This is a genomic window from Paenibacillus sp. FSL L8-0158 (genome assembly GCF_038592965.1).
Lineage (GTDB): Bacteria > Bacillota > Bacilli > Paenibacillales > Paenibacillaceae > Paenibacillus > Paenibacillus polymyxa_D.
Window position 1 is genome coordinate 4630203 of sequence record NZ_CP151949.1, and the last position, 20931, is coordinate 4651133.

General features: G+C 47.7%; 18 protein-coding genes. 3 read left to right on the forward strand and 15 right to left on the reverse strand.

The window, feature by feature from the left end; translation table 11 throughout:
• Nucleotides 1–37 precede the first annotated feature (37 nt).
• From NSQ68_RS20425 to NSQ68_RS20480, 12 genes are all read right to left on the reverse strand, one after another.
• Entirely contained in the window at nt 38–1699 is a 1662-nt protein-coding gene (locus NSQ68_RS20425; RefSeq protein ID WP_342427032.1) for a glycosyltransferase, read from the reverse strand.
• A gap of 60 nt (nt 1700–1759) precedes the next feature.
• Nucleotides 1760–2893 carry a glycosyltransferase gene (locus NSQ68_RS20430; protein ID WP_307353329.1) on the reverse strand — a complete coding sequence of 378 codons (1134 nt, stop codon included), beginning with the start codon at nt 2891–2893 and terminating at the stop codon, nt 1760–1762.
• A gap of 33 nt (nt 2894–2926) precedes the next feature.
• Nucleotides 2927–4018, reverse strand: a complete 1092-nt coding sequence (locus NSQ68_RS20435; protein WP_250266585.1) for a DUF3880 domain-containing protein — start codon at nt 4016–4018, stop codon at nt 2927–2929.
• A 182-nt stretch (nt 4019–4200) separates the two neighbouring features.
• On the reverse strand, nt 4201–4560 hold the full coding sequence (locus NSQ68_RS20440; RefSeq protein WP_342427033.1) for a hypothetical protein: 360 nt from the start codon (nt 4558–4560) through the stop codon (nt 4201–4203).
• A complete protein-coding gene (locus NSQ68_RS20445) occupies nt 4508–4858 on the reverse strand; it encodes a hypothetical protein (protein ID WP_307353326.1) in 351 nt (116 codons plus the stop codon). Before NSQ68_RS20445 ends, NSQ68_RS20440 begins: the two co-directional genes overlap by 53 nt.
• On the reverse strand, nt 4858–5190 hold the full coding sequence (locus tag NSQ68_RS20450) for a hypothetical protein (RefSeq protein WP_039272664.1): 333 nt from the start codon (nt 5188–5190) through the stop codon (nt 4858–4860). The genes NSQ68_RS20445 and NSQ68_RS20450 overlap by 1 nt, the downstream gene beginning before the upstream one ends.
• Nucleotides 5191–5219: 29 nt before the next feature.
• Nucleotides 5220–5507, reverse strand: a complete 288-nt coding sequence (locus NSQ68_RS20455) for a hypothetical protein (RefSeq protein WP_013311765.1) — start codon at nt 5505–5507, stop codon at nt 5220–5222.
• 119 nt (nt 5508–5626) lie between these two features.
• Entirely contained in the window at nt 5627–7087 is a 1461-nt protein-coding gene (locus tag NSQ68_RS20460) for a glycosyltransferase (protein ID WP_342427034.1), read from the reverse strand.
• 72 nt (nt 7088–7159) lie between these two features.
• Nucleotides 7160–7891, reverse strand: a complete 732-nt coding sequence (locus tag NSQ68_RS20465; protein ID WP_307353324.1) for a sugar phosphate nucleotidyltransferase — start codon at nt 7889–7891, stop codon at nt 7160–7162.
• Complete coding sequence (locus NSQ68_RS20470; protein WP_342427035.1) at nt 7888–8688, reverse strand: glycosyltransferase family 2 protein; 801 nt, start codon at nt 8686–8688, stop codon at nt 7888–7890. Before NSQ68_RS20470 ends, NSQ68_RS20465 begins: the two co-directional genes overlap by 4 nt.
• A complete protein-coding gene (locus tag NSQ68_RS20475) occupies nt 8685–9620 on the reverse strand; it encodes a glycosyltransferase (RefSeq protein WP_342427036.1) in 936 nt (311 codons plus the stop codon). The genes NSQ68_RS20470 and NSQ68_RS20475 overlap by 4 nt, the downstream gene beginning before the upstream one ends.
• Nucleotides 9617–10555: a glycosyltransferase gene (locus NSQ68_RS20480; RefSeq protein ID WP_307353321.1), complete on the reverse strand. Its 939-nt coding sequence runs from the start codon at nt 10553–10555 to the stop codon at nt 9617–9619. The genes NSQ68_RS20475 and NSQ68_RS20480 overlap by 4 nt, the downstream gene beginning before the upstream one ends.
• A gap of 560 nt (nt 10556–11115) precedes the next feature.
• Here NSQ68_RS20480 and NSQ68_RS20485 point away from each other — a divergent pair.
• Complete coding sequence (locus NSQ68_RS20485) at nt 11116–12894, forward strand: M4 family metallopeptidase (RefSeq protein ID WP_342427038.1); 1779 nt, start codon at nt 11116–11118, stop codon at nt 12892–12894.
• 167 nt (nt 12895–13061) lie between these two features.
• On the opposite strand, the gene NSQ68_RS20490 is transcribed toward NSQ68_RS20485, so the two are convergent.
• Both NSQ68_RS20490 and NSQ68_RS20495 read right to left on the reverse strand, forming a co-directional pair.
• Entirely contained in the window at nt 13062–14852 is a 1791-nt protein-coding gene (locus tag NSQ68_RS20490) for a hybrid sensor histidine kinase/response regulator transcription factor (protein WP_342427039.1), read from the reverse strand.
• 4 nt (nt 14853–14856) lie between these two features.
• A complete protein-coding gene (locus NSQ68_RS20495) occupies nt 14857–15447 on the reverse strand; it encodes a sensor domain-containing protein (protein ID WP_342427040.1) in 591 nt (196 codons plus the stop codon).
• 273 nt (nt 15448–15720) lie between these two features.
• On the opposite strand from NSQ68_RS20495, the gene NSQ68_RS20500 reads away from it, so the two are divergent.
• Nucleotides 15721–17730 carry a serine hydrolase gene (locus NSQ68_RS20500; RefSeq protein WP_342427041.1) on the forward strand — a complete coding sequence of 670 codons (2010 nt, stop codon included), beginning with the start codon at nt 15721–15723 and terminating at the stop codon, nt 17728–17730.
• Nucleotides 17731–18168: 438 nt separating this feature from the next.
• Complete coding sequence (locus NSQ68_RS20505) at nt 18169–19968, forward strand: M4 family metallopeptidase (RefSeq protein WP_342427042.1); 1800 nt, start codon at nt 18169–18171, stop codon at nt 19966–19968.
• Between the two features lie 131 nt (nt 19969–20099).
• Here the strand turns inward: NSQ68_RS20505 and NSQ68_RS20510 are convergent, their stop codons facing one another.
• Nucleotides 20100–20879, reverse strand: coding sequence for a WIAG-tail domain (locus NSQ68_RS20510; protein WP_342427043.1), 780 nt, complete (start codon nt 20877–20879; stop codon nt 20100–20102).
• Nucleotides 20880–20931 lie beyond the last annotated feature (52 nt).

Below are 20931 nucleotides of genomic sequence, written 5' to 3' on the forward strand. Positions count from 1 at the left end.
TCCAGCTTAACGTTCATCTCAAAGGTCCGGCGTAGATTCACCCGGACCGTTGTTTTGTATGCTGTCCAGTCTTGAGTGTGACTCGCTTCTGCTTGTGCGCGTTATGTCGCCGTGACTGGTGCTTGAATTTCCGCTTGAGCTTCTGTCTGGACTTGGTTTTCGGATAAAGTCCCTTCGACAACGGGGACCCGTGAATTTTCTTAAGGCGACTCTTGCCGCCGCTTCTTTTATACCTGCGATTCCGCAATCTGGTACGCTTGCGGCCCTTTGGCCATCTCGCCCGAATACTACGCTTGCCGCGGGGCAATTCGGGTGGTGACTCAGGTAAAGGGGGTGCTGGTTGTGGCAAGCCCTGAATGGCTGCATATTCGATTGGCGGCAGACCCAGCACAGGCAGCTGACACACCACCGATTCGGGAAATTCTCGAATCGTGCTGGTATAACCCTCCGGTATAGCGGTGACCTGACGCAGCCCTTCGCCTTCCCTCGTCCATACAGGTCCACCCGGCTGCTGAATCAACGGAAACCAATGCGGATGATGACATACCCATTGACTGACCATGAGGTGCATACTGCTTCGGTAGGAATCAGGTCCGTATACACGTGTAGCCGCACTGTTGTTACGCACACCAATCCGTTCCACTTCCTCGGGATGATCGAGCAGATAGCCCACTTTTTGCGCCAGCATATCGCTGTTGCCCGGCTCTACCAAAAAATCTGTATTTCCGGTCGCCTCCATCAATTCCACAAGTCCACCCTGCGCAAAGGCTACCACGGGCTTACCGTAAACTAGCCCTTCCAGGGCGGTCAGGCCAAAGCCTTCCTCCACCATACTTGGGATCACAACAATATCCATTGCACTATAGGCCGTTGACACGGATTCCTCGAATGAATTGAACTGGAAGCGGCGGCTATAACGAGATTGGCGGATTAAAGAGACACATTTTACGTAATATTCCGAGTCCACCGAGCTGCCGATGATCCAGAAACGACACCGCGAATTGGTTTCGCACAGCTTTAGAGCCATTTGGACAAAAGGTAACAGCCCTTTGGCTTCGTAGATAAAGGAAGAAATATAACCAATGCAAATATGAAAATCCCGCAGCCCCAGTTTTTCACGTTTTCTTTTCCGTTCCAGCACATGCTCTTTGGGAGACGGCATATCCATATCCCGGCAGGGAGACAACACCGTATGCGGACGTGTCAGTCCCCCACCATGCAAAGGACGCATTACAGCTTGCGAAATGCCGATGACCCATTGGCTATAGCGCTCAATGATAGAAACGGAAACTGGCGTATGCGCATTCTGGTTAATGACCTCGGTTATTTTCCAGATCACCGGAATATTGAGCTCTTGGGCAGCCATTGCAGGCATGACGTTCACACAGGTATTGACCAGCACCACATCAGGTCGAGCATGCCGAAGCATCTGGAACAACGGCGCATACGCCACATGGGTCCGCAAATTCTCCGCATCCTGCGCCAATCCCTCATATGGGGTATACATGCCATGCAGCATGAACAGATTCTGTGTCAGAACGGTGATTCCGCGCTTGCGGGCCATTGAGGTCAGCCGCCCTTCACCAGGCGTTACGAGAATACAATCGAAGTACGTACGCATGTCTAGACAAAATTGCAATAGCAGCTTCTCTGCCCCCGTAATACTGCGGACGTTGCTAACATGGCTGAATAGCATCATTTTCGGCTTGATCGGAGTTCACCTCCTTTAAAATAGCAACCATCGGACGTGTGAATCACCTTATGGAAATATGACCGACAACAGTTGGTCAATCCGGTGACCATACGTGTGCTCCCGCAGGGTTCGTTCCAGAGCACGCAGGGCAATCTCATGGCGCTCTTTTTCATGCGTCAAATAAAACTCAACCTTCTCCAGCAGTTCCTGCTGAGAGCTGTAGGTCTCTATCTCTTCCCCCGGCTTGTAAAAACGAGCCAGATCATCTCTTGTATCTGTCAGTTGCAACGTGCCACTGGCGGAAATTTCAAACGTGCGCGGATTGGGCGAAGCCCCCGGAATTTTCAGTGAGTTGTTGTTCACTGAATCATCCTGATGGGAACGATGAAGATTAATTACGATTTTGCTGCCGTTATACGAATCATTGGTCTCGACCGGAGACATCCAGCGACCCAGCTCAATTTTGTCACCATACGACTGATAATCCGGGAGACGATCCCACCAGATTCCGTTGATTTTAATGTTACGGGCCATGAGTTGCGGCATAATCGGATTGAAGAAATAGATGCGGTTCCAGTAGGCTGAGCCTGTAAACCCAATCTCACGTCGTACCGAAGCGGGCGAGCTGAGGGGAAAATAGTGAGTCAGAAATGCTCCAAAGGGCAAATAGTGCACAGACGTGCAACCCAACTGACGGTACAGCTCCATGCAGTTCATTTCTAACGTGAACACATAATCATAATTTGTGACGATTTTGGTCGTCGTGTCGGTGTAATATGGATCGTCCGTTAGCCAGATGGCGGTGGGGATACCCAACTGGCGTACCGCAGTAACCTGCTCCAACGGAAGATCCATTCCATCCAGTGCCAGCATCAGATTCGGACGGAGCTGAGCGGCAATATCTCCTACCGGCTGACGTGGGTCTGTTACGGTAACCTGAGCCGTCATGCTTTGCAACGTGGTAATGACCGCCTCATCCAGCGGAGAATACGGAAGGCCTTTGCCTGAGACGACATACAGTACATGGATTTGTCGAAAAGGGAAAACTGCTTTCATCCGCGCAACAATTGCGTTGGCACGGCCGCGCAGATATCCTTCGTCGTATCCGTCATGCAATCCCGCAGTTCTCCCCTTTTCCCAGGAGGCTGCCGCCGTCTGGTGAACAGCCGGGTCATACGGTCCTGTCGTAGATATCGTCATCACTTTCACTCCTCACTGTTTATGGTGTTTACTTTAGGCCATCGCCTTGTCCAGCAGTTCTTCCATGCGATTGGAGTACATATGCTTTTGCATAGTCGTGTACAATGCGCGCCAGGCCATGCGTTCGCGTTCCCAATCATGCTTGAGATAGTAGTCCAGCTTCACTTTCAATTCCTCAGCTCCAGAGAAGGTTTCAATGTCATAGCCTGGTCGGTAATAACGGCTCAAATCCTTCCGAACATCCGTCATTTGAAGCGTGCCGCAAGCAGAAATTTCATATGTCCGAGGATTGATGGACTCCGCTGAAAGCTGGTGTGTATTCCGATTATCCAGTCCGGGGTCTGTCGGGCGGTGCATATTGATGACAATTTTGGAGCCGTTATAATATTGAGCGGTCTCTTCCGGCTCCATAAAACCCGGACGGATAAAGCGTTCCAGCACATCCCGCCGGGTCAGCCGATCCCAGTGGCCACCTACGATCAGCACTCTTTTGTCCGCCAAGAAGGGAGCAAGGTGGTCGAACAGCTTCACACGGTTCCAGAAGGCATTTCCTATGAAGCAAATATCATGCTGATGCTCCCGCTCTACCCGCCGGGGATAAAAGATACGAGCTGACGCAGCCAGCGGCAAATAGTGAACCCTCGTTACTCCCTGATCGCGATAAAACGGCAGGCAAGAAATTTCGTGCGTAAATACGACATCGTAGGATTGACAGATCAACGCCGTATCCTCCGTAAAGTAAGGATCATCTACAAACCATATGGCCGTCCGAATGCCCAGGGCTCGTATTTGCTGTACCTGCTCCAGATGATCCGCCGGAAAAACATGCAGCCCGTTCATGACCAGCACGAGGTCTGGACGTTGAGCCTCGGCGTCAGCTAGCATCGTAGCAGGCGTACCGATGGCGCATGAGCTGCATATTTGGCCTAATGCCTCTTGCACACCTGTGTCTATAGCTGCGAAACCTTGCGGAATATACAACACTTTCAAATGACGAACAGCAGGTTGTATGGCCACGACCTGTGACAGAGCAGCCGTGCAACCGCCCATTCTGCGTCCTTCCCGATAGCCGCATCGGTACGCTTCGCGTTCATTTCCACTTTGTTGATCGTTCACATCCTTCACCCTGTCCTGTTGTAGGATAAACTTCTGTCACTCCTAAACTATATGCGGAGGGGTCAAACGCATCATGGACGACTGCCACTGCCCGGACAAAATTGGCGTTTGCCCGTCCAACTGCCGAACCGCAAATAACCCCGAAGCTGTGTAGCTTCGGGGGGTTAGCTGTCAGGGATGGTTTGCATAGTTTACTGAGCTTTGTAAGCGACTTGGTGTCCATCTTCATAACCTTTGGCAAAGCCTGAATTGAAACCCTCGTTGTAAGCTGCATCATATCCCTGCTGAAATGCCTGCGGATCATGCTCCAATGCAACAGTCCCGGGCTGTGGATTCTCCGCAGGAGGGACTGCCACCGGGTTAGCTTGGGGTTTTTTCCTCCGCCGCAAAAGAGGATGTCTTCTACGTACAGAATGATGTCCTCTTTTACGGCGTCTTAGAGCAAGCAGACGTCTTCTTCTCCGTTTTAATCTGCGAATGCTGGAACGCCGGGCATCTTTACGTCTTTTGCGGGCTTTTTCCCGAGTGGTGCGTTCCCACCTTGTGCTCATTTTCATTCCTCCTTTGCTTTCTCGTGGTGGTTTCATTTTTCTGAACAGGCACATGGAGCCACGGCTTCGTCGGTTTTCCATATACCTGTCGTCTTAATGGAATACCCGCCAACATTTGCGTGATTTCGCCCTGGTAGTTGCTGAGTATACGAATGGTTTCTTCCAGACGGGTAGCCGACATATCCGCATGGGGCGTCAAGTCCGCAAGACTGGTCAGCATCCGGGCAACGGCGTGCTGGCTGGCAGCAATAGACTCCATGATATCCAGCTTGATCTCACGTTCACGCCTCATGCTCATTAGTTCATATCCCCCGAGCCCATTCCTCCCATCATCCCTTCCATGCCGCCACTCTGCTGTTCATCCTGATCCAGCAATGCTTTGAGATTGCTGCAAAGACCAGTCTGAAGCCGCGTTAATCCCTCCAGCATTTCCACCATTTGCTCGTGAATCTCCAAAGGTCGCCCCAGCTGTTCTTCATCGGTGTCAAAGGCGTGGGGCGCCAGATGGTTCAGCGCCCAATTACGCACTTTTTCTGCTTCGACCGCCTTGGCCTCCAGGATCATAGACACATTCCGCTGCATTTTGGAGGCCGCGTCCAGCATGTGAATCATTGCTTGTTCCCTACTCATGTGTTCACTCCCTGCCCTCGGTTGTTACGTTACTCCTCTTCCGGGTATGCCGTTTCCTTCACGACACGAACGAGCATTTCAGCCATTGCTTCCTGAAGATCGGCAATGCCGTTCAGATAGGCCACAATGCTTTTGTTTACTTGTCCCGAGCTGTCGAGAATGCCCGGAATTCCGTCAAAACGCGGCTCCTCATCTGGCAGTTCATGTATGATCTGCGCCATGCGCACAACCACCTGCCGTTCCGCATCCAACAACCTTGACATCTGCTGCTGCGAGTGCGAAATGTGGATCAGCAAATCATCTAACTCGTTATGCATAAGCCCCTCCTTTATGTGCTCCGCCGTGCGGAACGCACGAATTACCTACGGGCTTTCCGCTACTACAGCGTATGCCGCAGCGAGTAGTCGGTTCCGCCTAAAAGCGCCTATTCAGATCATTACAGATGCCCGTGCAGCACCGGTGGAGCAATAATAGGCTGCTTCTCCGGCAATGCCGACAATTCTTCAGAGGACAAAAACTGAATTGGATAGTCCTCAGCCCGCCAACTCATCACAGCGTAGAGGGTAAGGAATGGTCTTTTCCAACCGTTGCCGATTTGGTACAGTTGCCCACCTTCAGCATACAGTAACTCGATCCATCGCCTACGTTGGGCCGGGATATGAAGTGTGGGCAGCATGGACATGTTCCCCAGCTCAGGAGCCGCCAGCACAGGCAAGGGTTCCTCTGGCGACTCAGCTACAGGTGCATCAGTGCTGCCGGAAACTGTGACCTCCGGCTTCCCTACCAAGGGAAGTGCCAACAAGTCCAGCTGAGACAATCTGACAGGGCGCACGTTTTCACCTCCCGCAGCACTGACTCCATGCAAATACCGCCTTCTTCCCGGCTCTAACCGAAATACTACACCGGACGGTCCCTGAACAACCGCTCCGATGGGGTAAAAGCTTGCCGCTGATACGTGTGTTTCCTTACCTGTTGAGATCTGGCCGTCCGTCTCCGCTGTACTGAATTTCAGGTTGTGGAACAGCTTATCCGCATCCCCCCACTTTTGTACAAAAAAGGATCGGTTCCGGCTGTTTTCCTCCATTGAACCGCTTGTTTCGGCCGTTAGAGGAAAACCACACACCGTATCCCGATCTCTTTCTTCATAATGGATAAAAGCATCTCCGGCAATTGCCATACGTATCCCCAACAAACGCACACGCAGTAGCCAATCTGCATGGGCTTCCTCAATACTGTGGCAGCCTTCGTCCCAGTAGCCCGTTTTTTTCAGTGTCTCTCTGCGCAGCAATAAACAAAATCCAGCCAAGCTTTCGGTCTCTCGCCATGCATCCGGTTTGGGGACATTGAAGGTCATGGCAAATTGACGTGCTCCATTTTCGTTCATATAAGGAACCTCAATCTGCTGTTCTTTGAATGGACCATTCGTTACAGGCCCAACAACACCCATACGCGGATCGCTGTGTAAACACCCTAACAACCGATCCAACCAGCCGGGGGTCACCATGGAGTTTTGATCCAGTACCACAATAGTAGTGCCTTTTGCCATCATCAGCCCCTGATTCAGGCTACCTATCATTTGAGCATCCTTTTTTAACAGCGCATAACGCACAGCGATGCTTTTACGGAGCAAATAGGTGGATGTCCCGTCCGTCGAGCCGCAGTCCACCACAATAATTTCGTGAGGATGGCTCGTATTCTCCTCAATACGGTGAATGCATGTACGGAGCTGTTGAAGCTGATTGCAGGACGGAATGATAATACTGACGCCTTCAAAAACTTTACCGAACGAAGCCTGACCCAACCTGTTACCTTGCTCCTGGCCCCTTTTATATCCTGACCAATAGCCTTTCTTTCCGAGCCGCTTGCTGTGTTTCCTTTGCATATTCAGGCGTTTCATGCCGTTCACTCCTCCGGGTGGCATTATGCCTATACTATATGCCTGGCCCGGTAGGATGGTGTTTCATTGAGATCAGGGTAGAAGTCCTTTCATTTTCACTCCAGCTTCCTGAAGGGAATCGAAGGTTCCTGCGTCGCTCCAATAGCGCCGTAAAATATCATATTCCAGCTTGCCTTCAGCGGCATAACAGTTGTTAACATCCGTGATCTCAAGCTCACCACGTGCCGAAGGCGTAATTTGCCGGATCTTATCGAACACGGCAGTATCGTACATATAGATACCCGTAACGCAATATTTGGATTGGGGATGCTGCGGCTTTTCTTCAATCCGCGTAATGATCTCCGGGCGCTCAGGATCAAACACGGGTACCCCGTAACGACGAGCATCTGCCACCTTTTTCAACAACACTCTGGCGCTCCCCGGGGGCTGTTGCTTGAATCGTTCGATCACAGGTCCCAAGTCTTCCTTGAACAAATTATCACCTAACAAAACAGTGAATTTTTCTTCTGCTTGCATATAGCTTCTTGCCAGTTCGAGTGCTTCTGCAATACCGCCCGCCTTTTCTTGAATCCGGTAGGTCAGTTGGACACCATAATCACTGCCACTGCCCAAAAAATCGGTATACAGTCCGGCCGATTGTTTACCAATAATAATAAGCATATCCGTGATCCCAGCCTGTCGCAGCCTCTCGATACCATATACGATCATGGGATACTTGCCGACCGGAAGCAGATGCTTGTTGAGTAATGTAGTCAACGGATGAAGGCGCGATCCGGTTCCTCCTGCGAGAATAACCCCTTTCATATCTTCCTTCCTCCTTCGACAGCATGTTCAGTGCATACAACCCCAGCGTTTCCAGTTTCAATGAACATTCTGGGATCTATGCTCCATTTCTCTATAAACAAACGATAGTTCCGCTCGATCAGCTCTTCAATCCAGGAAGTTTCCGAGCGTGAGAAGCTCGCATTCCCCTCGTGATAGACAAAACAGTCGTTGCACATGAGCAGCTTGTAGCCATGCAGGCGTACGCGCAGACAATAATCGTCATCCTCATAATGTCCGGGACTGAACCGTTCATCCAGCAATCCGATCCGTTCCATCAGATCACGCCGGAATAACAAACAAAACCCGACCAACCGCTTAACCTCCTGCCATCTGGAGGGATTACTTGTATTATTCTGCTCCGCATATCTCAGACAGCTGGCCAAATCTCCTTCTAATCCGTGAATCTGCTGAATACCGCTGACGCAATTCGTCACCGGCCCCACCAATCCCACTATGCTTTCGCTCTGCAATGCAGCCAACATATTCGATAGCCATCGCCGCGTAACCGTCACATCATTGTTTAAAATAACGAATTGGTCACCTGAAGCGAGCCGGAGCCCCGTATTACATGCTGCTGGAAAGCCTTTGTTTTCGGGAAGACGTATACTGATCAGCCGCTCGGATGCACAAAAATCATCCGTTCCGTCATTCGAAGCGTTGTCCACAACAATGATTTCATACGGTACATCTATCGTATGTGTCCGAATCGCCTCAATGCACGGCTTTAACAGATGCAGGCCGTTATAAGTCGGAATAATGATGCTCGTCAGACTCATAGCTTATTCCTCCCTTTGGCAACGTCTACCCGTGTTGGAACAGGCCCGAGCGGGGAGTACCCGGCTACCTGAAACACCGCCGTCAGTGCCTCTGCATGGTCACCGACGATCAACTGTTCCATAGCGTTCCCTTTGCCAACATTGAAGGTCCGCTTACGGTTCGTTTTAATGACATCAACAGCATGTACTGCCGCCACGATCATGCCATACAGAATTGCCATGGCGTGGGCTTTTGGCGGTACGGCAAGCACGGCTGAGCCAAGCTGATCCAGTGAACGCCGAGATAATGCATGCGGTACCGCGGTCAATGAGCTTGCTCCCAGATCCGGCCTGCGCAGTACACGATTCAGGAATGCTTTGCACCGTGTCACGCTGTCTTGCTGGGCATAGGGGGGCAAATGTCTGCCCAGATCATTAAGCGCAACATCCGTTCCCTGATCCACCGCGTGGAGAAAAGGCAGCAAATCAGATGCTGGAATCGGCAAATCTCCGTCCACGAACAGCACAATATCAGCCTGCGTCATACGCGCGCCTATTGCACGGCCAACATCATGCCCCAGTCGATCCGGCACGTTGACGAGAGTCACATTAGGGTGATGTTTGGCTACGGTAGAGCGCGTGCCGTCCGTGCAGCCGTTCAATACGACAATGATATCCGTAAGCGGAAGTTTTTCCAGTTCGCTCAGCACCCGGTCAATCGTTGACTCTTCATTACAGGCGCTGACCACGGCCGCTGCAGTTCCCTGTAACAGAATATCTCCCGGAACTTCGCGTTCCACAGGTGGAGTCACTTCGGTTATTCCTGTTGCCCGAGGTGTGGGCCTTCTCACCCTACGGCTATGCATTGAAGTCGTCGTTCCTCGTTTTCGCTGAACACGTCTGATCCCCCAGCTCGGTTCTTCACGCTTCCCTCTGCGATACGGTCTACTCACAGTTTCACCTCATCTCTGATCCGTTTGCGCTCCAAATCCGTATAGCCCGCACGCGTTCCCAGACGCGATGTAAGCCAGGCAATGGCATCTAGATGATCCTGAACAATTACATCTGCCAGCGGGTCCTTGCCGTTCTGTTTTTTACGTGTCGCATTTATTTTACCGACAGCTATTCCATATACAGTCACCACTCGTAACCCGGAAGCGATGGACATAGCTTGAAATAAAGGAGGTTTCTCCAAGGGCTTTGGACCTATTTTGTTTAGAGCCTTTTGACTAATGGCGTGTGGAATGCCAGTCATAGATGCCCCCCCTAAATCAGCACGATTCGACAAGATATTCAATACATGCTTTGCCTCCACTACAGGATGTACGGGCGTACGATTCACAGGTCCATGGTAATCATTCAGCACCACATCCGCCCCTGCACATATGGCGTGTATAAACGGCCGGAGTCTAACGCAGGGAATGACGATATCCCCATCCAGGAAAAGCAGGATCTGTCCAGATGCCGCCTCCGCTCCAACACGACGGCCAACATCATGTCCGAGCGGTTCCGGGAAAGAAAGTACACGAGCTCCCGCCGCTGCTGCCACCTTCGCCGTTCTATCGTGTGATCCGTTCTCAACGACGATAACCTCTGTATGTGGATGGACACGGCGCGCTTCGCGAATCACAGCTCCGATTTTTTTTTGCTCATTCATGGCCGGAATAATGACAGATACGAAAAACTTTCCCACTGATGACGGTCCAGATGGTCGCTCTTCGCCGATCTGTGCCCCTCTCTCCGTGTCGAGTACCTCCCTCATGGCAGGGGCTACCGGATTCTTATGCATGTTCGGCATTCGTAATGGCAGCCACATCTTAGAATGATAGTATGCGCCGGAATGCCGCCTCCGTTTGATCTTGTATCCAGCTCTTCCCTGCTTCTTCATGCTCCCGTCTCACCTCCCTTCCTGCTGTATAGATGGACAGCATGATTAGGACAGTTCAACATAACCTATGCGGTCCAAAAGCCGTGTGTAACGGCAAGCGTGGAGTCTTTTCGACATAGCAATTTTCGACTTTATTTTACATAACTTATTAATCCTATTAAATAAGTGTGTTATTAGGGTCTAAAGATTCATTTTGGATAAATTTGTGACATAGATCTTCTCGTCCGTCATTCTCTGTGCTAATATCAGAGCCAGATGATGGGAGTTCAAAAAATCAACATTAGTTTTTTTTGCATAAGTCAATATTTTTCCATTATCCACCATTATTCTATTTTATTTATATACGACAGGAAAGGAGGAGTTTGTCACCTTTTTAGGCCACATGCTTCATACTGCAGTACCCTCTTTTCACGTACGCTTCATGAAAAACACTTCGGTATTTCTCTTCATGTTCCATTTTCTTCTATTCCAGACGACAACACGACCTACATAAATGGCACAATGCCTTATTCAAGACAGGATGATTCATCCTGACATTAATCGAGGAGAGTGAATTTTTAATGAAAAAAGTATGGGTTTCGCTTCTTGGAGGAGCTATGTTGTTAGGGTCTGTCGCGTCTGGTGCATCAGCGGAGAGTTCCGTTTCGGGGCCAACTCAGCTTACACCGACCTTTCACGCCGAGCAATGGAAAGCCCCTTCCTCGGTATCGGGTGACGACATTGTATGGAGCTATTTGAATCGGCAAAAGAAATCGTTATTGGGTGCGGACGACTCTAGTGTACGTGAACAATTCCGAATCGTTGATCGCACAAGTGACAAGTCCGGTGTGAGCCATTATCGGCTGAAACAGTATGTAAACGGGATTCCCGTATATGGAGCTGAACAGACTATTCATGTGGGCAAATCTGGTGAGGTCACCTCTTACTTAGGAGCGGTGGTTAGTGAGGATCAGCAAGCTGAAGCTACGCAAGGTACAACTCCAAAAATCAGCGCTTCTGAAGCGGTCTACACTGCATATAAAGAAGCAGCTGCACGAATTGAAGCCCTCCCTACCTCCGACGATACCATCTCTAAAGATGCTGAGGAGCAAACCAGTGTAAGCAAAGACACTTACTCCGAAGCAGCTAACAACGGAAATACGATATCCAGTGATAAGGGCGAGCTGAGTCTTGATAAAGCATCTGCCCTGAAAGATAGCAAAATTGAAGCGGTGGAGAATGAAAAAAGTTCCATTGCCAAAATCGCTAATCTGCAGCCAGAAGTAGATCCTAAAGCCGATCTGTACTTCTATCCTAAAGGGGATGACCTGCAGCTGGTTTATGTAACAGAAGTCAATGTTTTAGAACCTGCCCCACTGCGTACTCGCTACATTATTGATGCCAATGATGGCAGCATCGTATTCCAGTATGACATCATTAATGAAGCGACAGGTACAGGTAAAGGTGTGCTTGGTGATACCAAGTCGTTCACCACGACAGCTTCCGGCAGTAGCTACCAGTTAAAAGATACAACACGCGGTAACGGGGTTGTGACCTACACAGCCTCTAACCGTCAAAGCATCCCAGGTTCCATTCTGACCGATGCCGATAATGTATGGAATGATCCAGCCGGCGTGGATGCCCATGCATATGCTGCCAAAACCTATGATTACTATAAGTCCAAATTTGGACGCAACAGCATTGACGGACGCGGGCTGCAACTTCGTTCGACAGTCCATTACGGTAGCCGCTACAACAACGCCTTCTGGAATGGCTCCCAAATGACTTATGGAGATGGGGACGGTAGCACATTTATCGCATTTAGTGGGGACCCCGATGTGGTAGGTCATGAACTTACTCATGGTGTCACAGAGTATACTTCGAATTTGGAATATTACGGAGAGTCCGGTGCATTGAATGAAGCTTTCTCGGACGTCATCGGCAATGACATTCAGCGTAAAAACTGGCTTGTAGGCGACGATATTTATACGCCAAACATTGCAGGCGATGCCCTGCGCTCTATGTCCAATCCTACGCTGTATGATCAACCAGATCACTATTCCGACTTGTATACAGGCAGCTCCGATAACGGTGGCGTTCATACGAACAGCGGCATTATCAATAAAGCCTACTATCTGTTGGCACAAGGTGGTACTTTCCATGGTGTAACTATAAATGGAATTGGCCGCGATGCAGCGGTCCAAATTTACTATAGTGCCTTTACGAACTACCTGACTTCTTCTTCCGACTTCTCCAACGCACGCGCTGCTGTGATCCAAGCGGCAAAAGATCTGTACGGTGCGAACTCAGCACAAGCAACTGCAGCTGCCAAGTCTTTTGATGCTGTAGGCGTAAACTAAATCATATACGCTATAATCCTCATATTCTCGTCCATAGACCGTTGCCGTTGTGCAACTGTCATGTGGCCCTACTCATACAATGGACGAAAAAATAGGGGTGCAGTGTACAAGTCTGCGCCCCTTCCCCCCTTATTTATGGCGCCCCCTCAAAGGGGCGCCCTTTTCTCTTACAAAAGTAATCCTATATCTCTTGCTTTTTGTACGGCTTCTTCTCGATTGTTGACTCCCAGTTTGTCATAGAGAGTGGAGGCGTAATTTCTTACTGTGCCGTTGGATAAGTAAAGTTTCGAAGAAATTGTTTTATAACGGATTCCTTGAGACAAAAGATTCAAGACCTCTAGTTCGCGTTTCGTTAAGCCATACTCTTTTACAACTGACTTCGATTCGACTGACTCTTCTTCATCATTTTCGTTCCACATTCTATGGAACAAATCCTGGTCAATTATCGTGCCTCCCCGATAGACGAGGCGAATCGTTTCAGCCAGTTCACGCGACTCTATGGATTTCAGCAAATAGCCGTCAGCACCGCTTCGCATGATTTCCTTCGCCCTCTCTGTATCCTGAAACGTTGACAGGATGAGGACACGAATGTCAGGCCATGTTTCCTTGATTATTTTGGTCGCACGAATCCCATCCTGATTGGGCATCTCCAAATCCATTAATATCAAATCTGGCTTCAGGCTTCCGCATAATTCCACAGCTTGTTCTCCATCTTCAGCCATCCCCACTACCTGCAAGTCCTCCTGTCCGTCAAGGATTGTATGGAGACTGTCTCGAATAAACGATTGATCATCGACGATACACAAGCGGATTCGTTCATCAGACAATTGTACCAGTCTGGGTAACACACATGAGATGAACGTCCCTTCGCCTTTTTCGGAGTATACAGTGACTCTCCCTTGTAACTGTGTCGCACGTTCTTTCATCGCAGTTAATCCGAAGCCATCCTTCCACTCCTCCACTCCGCCGCCATTATCCTGCACATCCAATCTCGTCTGTTGCGGCTCAAAATGCAGTGACACAATGATTTCGGTGGATTGTCCGTGGCGCACGGCATTAGTCAGCGATTCCTGCAAGCTCCGATAAAGCGTCATTTTTGCTTGTTTGGAGACCATGTACTCTTCCCCTATTATACGAGTGCGTACATTTACCTTTGCATGTTTCTGGAACTCCTCTGCTAATTGTTGCAAAGTAACCGTCAAGGGAAGTGATTCTTGTGGTGAATCTATTTGATGCAAATAGGCTCTCACTTCCTCCATACTGTTACGGGCCAATTGCAATAATGAGTCGAGTCTTTGCTCTCCATCTTTTGTCGCTAATTCCGTACGCAATATTTCCATCCCCATAATGATCGAGGTATAGGAATGCCCCATCGTATCATGCAAATCTTTGGAGAGTCTATCGCGCTCCTCTAACAAAGTAATTTGCTCAATCTGAGATAGATACTGTTCCAACACAAGCTTCTGATTGCGAATAATTTCATTCTGGCGATAATTAAAAACGAGTAAATGAAAGGAAAATCCCATCGCAAACGCCAGACCGATTTGTGGGATAATCGCCCATAGATCTGTTCCTGGGGAAAATATTGCAATGAGCAACGGAAACAAAACAATTGTGATAGAACCCGACCAACGGAATGATTTATGAGCACTATTTGCCGCGATCATGAAAGTTGGCATTAAAAATGAAAGATACGCCTCCGGAAATAATAAAGTTAAGTAGAAGCACACTCCTCCAAACAAAACCATCTCAGTAAGCAGATAGTAGCGATAACTGAACATTAAACAAATCCAAGGTACTGAAAATGAGGCAACTTCCCAAAGAATGATGATCCAAAGGGGCACAGTTAAATGGTCTTGGTGTTGGATAGTAGTTATCATCAATGAGAGCCAGATGACAAAACGTATACAAAGCAATAACCAGTCATACCAGAGCCATTGTTTCCAGGTTGTAAACAAATTATCACCCCTTAATAGCTTTGAACATAGAACGCGTGTACATTCCAACGATTTGAACTAGGCTGTTTCCAATGCGAGTATTGATCCAGACGAGAATACACCCAGCGAGCATAACACATATAGCCTTTTCCCATGAATCTACAGCGAATCCCCATAAGTATATCTCAAGATATTGAAAAAGTATCGGTGTAACGATAAATACGAGCGGAGCTATGTACAATATAACGGCACATATGAGGCTAATCACTCCAATCAAAAATTTCTGCATAAGCCAAAAAACGGCCCTCCAATTGCTACTATTAAGAATTACTCTTCTCGCTTTAATCCATTTATCCCTTCCACCTTTTGTCCTTGCCAGGATTGGCTCTATCGATATATCCGTATAAACCTTCGTCTGAATGCGTTCATACTGAACAAACGTGTGAGTTGTTCGCAACACACTCGCCAACAAGGGAATACCCACGAAGATAACCGTCATCGCCAACGCAAATGTAATGCTGGCCAAATAGAAGCAAAAATAAAACAGTCCGGATCCGAAGGTAAACAACAAAAAGTAGAAATCTTGCAACCTTTTTCGAGCTGATTCTTTCGTCATTTGATTCTCTCCTACTCTTTCTTTTCTTTGCTAATACGTTATGCGATTCTAACTTTTTGTCTGTCACATACGGTAGTGTCAAAGTGTCATGATTTGTAGGTAATGACTATAAAACCAGCCGTACTACGCTCTATTTTTTATGTCATGCATGAGAAGACAAAAGGTCACTAGCTACTATGACTTGCCGCTTGCTACACTCGGTTCATGCACTGGTGAGTCGACAACTTGGTGTGCTGACAAGAACATTTCAGTCCAAAAAAGGAGAGTACGAAAATGAAGAAAGCAATAAATAAAGTAAGCCTCGCACTTCTGCTCATTTCTACCAGCGTGGTTTCTGCTTGTTCCCAACAATCATTAGAAGTTGGAGAATTAAAACCATCGGCGTCCACGGCCAAAATTCAAATGACAAAAGCTCCCAATAACGCAAAAGAAATAGAAACTTTTGCTGATCCGTTATTCGCGGAAAAAATGAAGAAGTACAATGTGAACGGTTCAAGTTTTGTCGTCGTCCATGATGGAAAAGTCGTCGTCAATAAAGGGTACGGTTATGCAGATAAAGAAAAGAAGATTCCTGTCAATAAGGACACGGTCTTCCAAATCGCTTCAGTCTCGAAAACTTTTACCGCCTTGGCCGTGATGCAACAAGTCGATAAAGGAAAGCTTAAACTAGATCAAGATGTACAACGGTATCTCGGTGGATTGAAAATACCCAATAAAACAGGAAAAGCCCTCACCTTGTTTGATATGTTGACTTATACCAGCGGCGTAGATTATCCCGATATCACCACGATAACCGGACCCGAATACGTTAATCAAAATATATCGATGAAGGAGTTTATTCCTAAACATATGCCGACAGTGGTACGGCCGCCCGGTGAAGCTTATACGTATGACAACTTCTCATTTTTACTCGCAGGATATGCAGTGGAGAATGTTACGGGCTTACCTTTCTCACGATATATGGAAAAGAATATTTTTAAACCATTAGGCATGAAGTCTACCAGTGTGCGCTTTACGCCTGACCTTCTCAAGAGAATGGCTACACATTACGGTCCCACTGGCGATCCTCATCCAACATATGGGCACGCTCCAACTGATGGGCCACAAGGAAGCATTTTGTCTACTGGAGAAGACATGTCAAAGTACATGATTATGCAGCTACAGAATGGAAAGTTTGGAGGTAAAGAAATCGTAAGTAAAAAAAGCATGGATATGATGCATGCCTACCAAGTTTTCGCAGATAAGACGATTCCTATTACGACAGTTGGATTTGAGACATATTTCAACGACCTTGCCAACGGTCAACATGTGGTATTAAAAGGCGGAAACATGCCGGGACATTCTTCGTTGATGGTTTTGGTGCCTGAACAAAAAACTGCATTTTTCATGTCTTACAATAATGATTCCATGATGAGTCTAGATGTGTACGATGCGTTCATGGATCATTATTTCCCTCGAGCTATCACTGAGAAGAAACCAACCTACCACCAGTTAGAGGAAAAAGAAGCGCAAAAATACGTGGGTCTGTATCAAAATACACGTGTATTCGCGATTCGTACCCATTTTTCCTATGAGAATGGGGCGTTGGTCATGGAAGATGAAACTGCGGGAAAGCAAGTACTCAAAATGATTCGCCCATTGTTGTTTGAAGATGCAGAAGGAAACAAGCTCGCTTTCCAGAAAAACAAGGCTGGAGAAATCGCGTATTTTTATTACACCAGTCCTAAAGGCCTAGGCGTTGTTGCTCAATCTCAGAAAATCAATATCAAACCACCTTTTGCAGACGTCCCGCAAAAGAGTAACTATAGAAGCCATATAGACAATCTTCATGCTTTAAACATCATGAATGCTAAAAAAGGTAATCTATTTAACCCGATGGGCACGATGACACAAGGGGAATTTGCTGACGCCTTGTTGCTTGCGCACGGAGGGTACACTTTCCCGGACGAAATCGAAAAAATCAAGAAGCAACTCAAAGTAGGCATACCAAGATATGACCGTGCGACTCCGATTACCAGACAAGTCGCAGCAACCATGATTCAAAACTTGAAGCAGATTCAACCTGACCAAGCCACTCATGTGAAATTGCTCGACGCTGCGGATGCTTGGGCGGTCCAGTCCATTCAAGCTCTTGCCTCACAGGGAATCGTAGATCCGGATACCCTCATCAATACTGACGGCTCCTTTACCTTCCGTCCAAAGAATTTATTGTTGCGTCAAGAAGCGAGCGCCTTGCTCGATTTAGCTTTTGGCTATCATGCTCTGCCTATTAAACAGAAGTAAACATCCATAAAACGATAAAATACGCTGTTCTTTCTGTATCATTTTAGGAAAGAATGGCGTTTTTTTATCCCTATTTCGGCTGAGGTGTTGAAACATGTCCATTAACATAACAGCTGCTATTTCTCCACTCATACATTTTTGAATGAGGTTCTTCTATATATTTCGACTAGATACGACAATCTTATTTGTATTTCGGGACTAAGGATTCATTTTGGGGTATTTTGTAAAATTAATCTTCTCGTTCGACAACCTCTGTGCTAATATCAGAGCCAAGACGATGAGATTGCAAAAAAATAAACCTTAATATTTTACATAAGGTAATTTTTATCCATCCTCTTCACGTTTCAAAGGAGCAACAAGACTTACATATATGACCCGAGGCTTCTGCAAACAGGGTGTTTTTTTACCCCAACATTAATTAGGGAGAGTGAGTATGAATTGAAAAAAGTATGGGTTTCACTTCTAGGAGGAGCTATGTTATTAGGATGTATAGCGCCTGGAGCTTCCGCAGCTGAAAATTCTGTTTCCGATCCGACTCAGTTTACGCCAACATTCCAAACGGTGAACTGGAAGTCTCCTTCAACGGTAACAGGCGACAATCTGGTCTGGAGCTTTTTAAATCGACAACAAAAAACATTATTGAGTCTGGACGATACCCACATCGGTTCCCATGTGCGCGAGCAATTTCGTATCGTGGATCGCACCAGTGACAAATTTGGTACAAAGCATTATCGGTTAAAACAATATGTAGACGGAATTCCCGTATTTGGAGCCGAACAGACCCTTCATGTGAACAAGTCTGGCCAAATCACCTCTTATTTGGGAGCTGTCATTTCAGAAGATCAACAAGCCAATGCCAAAGAAAATACAACTCCAAAAATCAGTGCTACTGAGGCTGTATATACCGCTTATGAAGATGCAGCTATACGGGTTCAATCTCTCTCTTCTTCCACACCAATCGTTCCTGAACCTTACGAGGATACAAGTAGTGTAAGTAAAGACACTTACGGAACAGCATCTAACAATGAATTATCAATTTCTACTGATAAGGACTCCTTGGATTTGGATAAAGCAGCTGAACTGGAGAACAGTACATTGGAAGTGGTAGGGCCTGCATCCTCTATTTCCAAGATTGCCAATCTGGAACCAAGTGTAGACCCTACAGCAGAACTGTACATCTATCCCGATGGAGACTCGACACGTCTCGTCTATGTAACCGAAGTTAATACTTTACAGCCCACTCTGCTGCGCACGCGTTACTTTATTGACGCTAATGACGGAAAAATCGTATTCAAGTATGACATCCTTAACGAAGTGATCGGCACAGGGCGCGGTGTATTCGGTGATATCAAAACATTTGAAACCACAGCTTCGGGCAAGAAGTATCAACTAAAGGATACGACTCGTGGTAAAGGAATCCTAACTTATAACGTCCACAACACCGAGACGCTCCCCGGCACCCTGTATACAGATTCCGATAACGTATGGGAAGACCCGGCTGCGGTGGATGCCCACGCTTACGCTATTCGCACTTACGATTATTACAAGGATAGATTTGGACGCGACAGCATTGACGGGCATGGCATGGCCATCGCTTCGGCAGTCCATTACGGCGCAAAGAACTACAATAATGCCCACTGGGGCGGCACTCATATGCTTTACGGAGACGGAGACGGCACGTTATTTGCCCCTTTTAGCAGCGACCTTGAAATTGTTGCCCATGAGCTGACACACGGTGTGACCGAGCATTCATCAGGGCTCGTGTATTTCGCTGAATCTGGTGCATTAAGTGAAGCCATCTCAGATATTATAGGCAACGACATTGAGCGTACCAATTGGGATTTCGGCAAAGTCGCTTATACCCCTAATATTAAGGGCGACGCCATTCGCTCCCTTTCCGATCCTGTCAAATACGGTCAAGTTGATCACTACAGCAACCTCTATCCTGATCCTAACAACGAGGATTATGGTGGAGCCCATATTAATAGTGGCATTATTAATAAAGCCTACTATCTACTGGCACAAGGAGGCACCTTCCATGGTGTCAAGGTAGATGGAATCGGACGTGATGCAGCCGTATATATTTATTATAATGCCTTCACCAATTATCTGACTTCCACGTCTAACTTCTCCACCGCGCGTGCCGCTGTTATCCAAACGGCCAAAGATAATTATGGTGAAAATTCAATAGCGGTAACCTCTGCTATAAAGTCTTTTGACGCTGTAGGTGTGAGATAAGTGAAATAATACAAACTTCCCCGATATTACAAGTCTCCCCCCCTTCCCTCTTATGTATACGGCGTCCCACTATGGGACGCCCTTTTTCTACTATAAAGTTGATTATGAGCACTTATATTCCTGGCTTTTTATTATTGCCCCATCGCAATCCAAAGGACCAACCCTTCACATATCGGACCCGAGTGTATACGTTCCACAGTAAGTACTGCTGAATACCTCTGACGTTGTGTGACGGATACCATCACTCCCGGTATACTCGCATTGGCAGTGATTACATATTGTGTATCTATAAATGGCTTCTCAAATACAACGCTCACTTCCCCCCTATCCGCTCGTGCGGGGAGGTGAAAAGAAATGCTCCCATATTGAGGTGAAGCTATATGATCGTCAGAAGCCTCGTCACTGGTCGCTGATCCGTTGTGAATGGTATTCAAGTCTAATTCTTTCTCCGTATCGAAAGCTAGCTCGATATCTTGCTCAGGCAAGACCACGCGCTGCTTTGGGCGGTGTCTTCCTTCCGCAATGTGAATACTAGTTATGGAACAATCCAGTAATGAATCTTGCTCTGCCTGATCTTCCGTCGTAATAGACGGTTTATCGTTATCCATCCTGCTTTCCGTATCTGACTCAGGCACAGACAACAGCAGTACAGATGCTCGATTCATCTGCATCGCTTCCTCTAGCGTTTTGGGAAGCTTATGCTTCTTCCATGCCGCTTCCTCTACAGCTTGAACCGAGGTATCCTTCTCGACAGGGGCAGGGATCGTTGCCGCCCCGCGCTGGCTCGGTCTATGACTGCCGGAAGTCGAAGCCGCTTTCTCCTTGTTAACACGGGGGGAAGGAACCGCATTGGAAGGGTTACGCCGCGCTGTTCTTTTATCCTTAGGGCTATGGTTCGTACGATGGTTCATGGTGACCGCTCCTTTGGCACAGGAGTGAACCAGCGGTCGCTCCGCTTCATTC

Coding starts and splice junctions, on each gene's coding strand:
- NSQ68_RS20450 (WP_039272664.1), bottom strand. CDS start 5,190: ATGAGTAGGGAACAAGCAATGATTCACATGCTGGACGCGGCCTCCAAA.
- NSQ68_RS20455 (WP_013311765.1), bottom strand. CDS start 5,507: ATGCATAACGAGTTAGATGATTTGCTGATCCACATTTCGCACTCGCAG.
- NSQ68_RS20440 (WP_342427033.1), bottom strand. CDS start 4,560: ATGAGCACAAGGTGGGAACGCACCACTCGGGAAAAAGCCCGCAAAAGA.
- NSQ68_RS20510 (WP_342427043.1), bottom strand. CDS start 20,879: ATGAACCATCGTACGAACCATAGCCCTAAGGATAAAAGAACAGCGCGG.
- NSQ68_RS20485 (WP_342427038.1), top strand. CDS start 11,116: ATGAAAAAAGTATGGGTTTCGCTTCTTGGAGGAGCTATGTTGTTAGGG.
- NSQ68_RS20465 (WP_307353324.1), bottom strand. CDS start 7,891: ATGAAAGGGGTTATTCTCGCAGGAGGAACCGGATCGCGCCTTCATCCG.
- NSQ68_RS20430 (WP_307353329.1), bottom strand. CDS start 2,893: ATGACGATATCTACGACAGGACCGTATGACCCGGCTGTTCACCAGACG.
- NSQ68_RS20500 (WP_342427041.1), top strand. CDS start 15,721: ATGAAGAAAGCAATAAATAAAGTAAGCCTCGCACTTCTGCTCATTTCT.
- NSQ68_RS20460 (WP_342427034.1), bottom strand. CDS start 7,087: ATGAAACGCCTGAATATGCAAAGGAAACACAGCAAGCGGCTCGGAAAG.
- NSQ68_RS20425 (WP_342427032.1), bottom strand. CDS start 1,699: ATGATGCTATTCAGCCATGTTAGCAACGTCCGCAGTATTACGGGGGCA.
- NSQ68_RS20470 (WP_342427035.1), bottom strand. CDS start 8,688: ATGAGTCTGACGAGCATCATTATTCCGACTTATAACGGCCTGCATCTG.
- NSQ68_RS20495 (WP_342427040.1), bottom strand. CDS start 15,447: ATGACGAAAGAATCAGCTCGAAAAAGGTTGCAAGATTTCTACTTTTTG.
- NSQ68_RS20445 (WP_307353326.1), bottom strand. CDS start 4,858: ATGAGCATGAGGCGTGAACGTGAGATCAAGCTGGATATCATGGAGTCT.
- NSQ68_RS20480 (WP_307353321.1), bottom strand. CDS start 10,555: ATGAAGAAGCAGGGAAGAGCTGGATACAAGATCAAACGGAGGCGGCAT.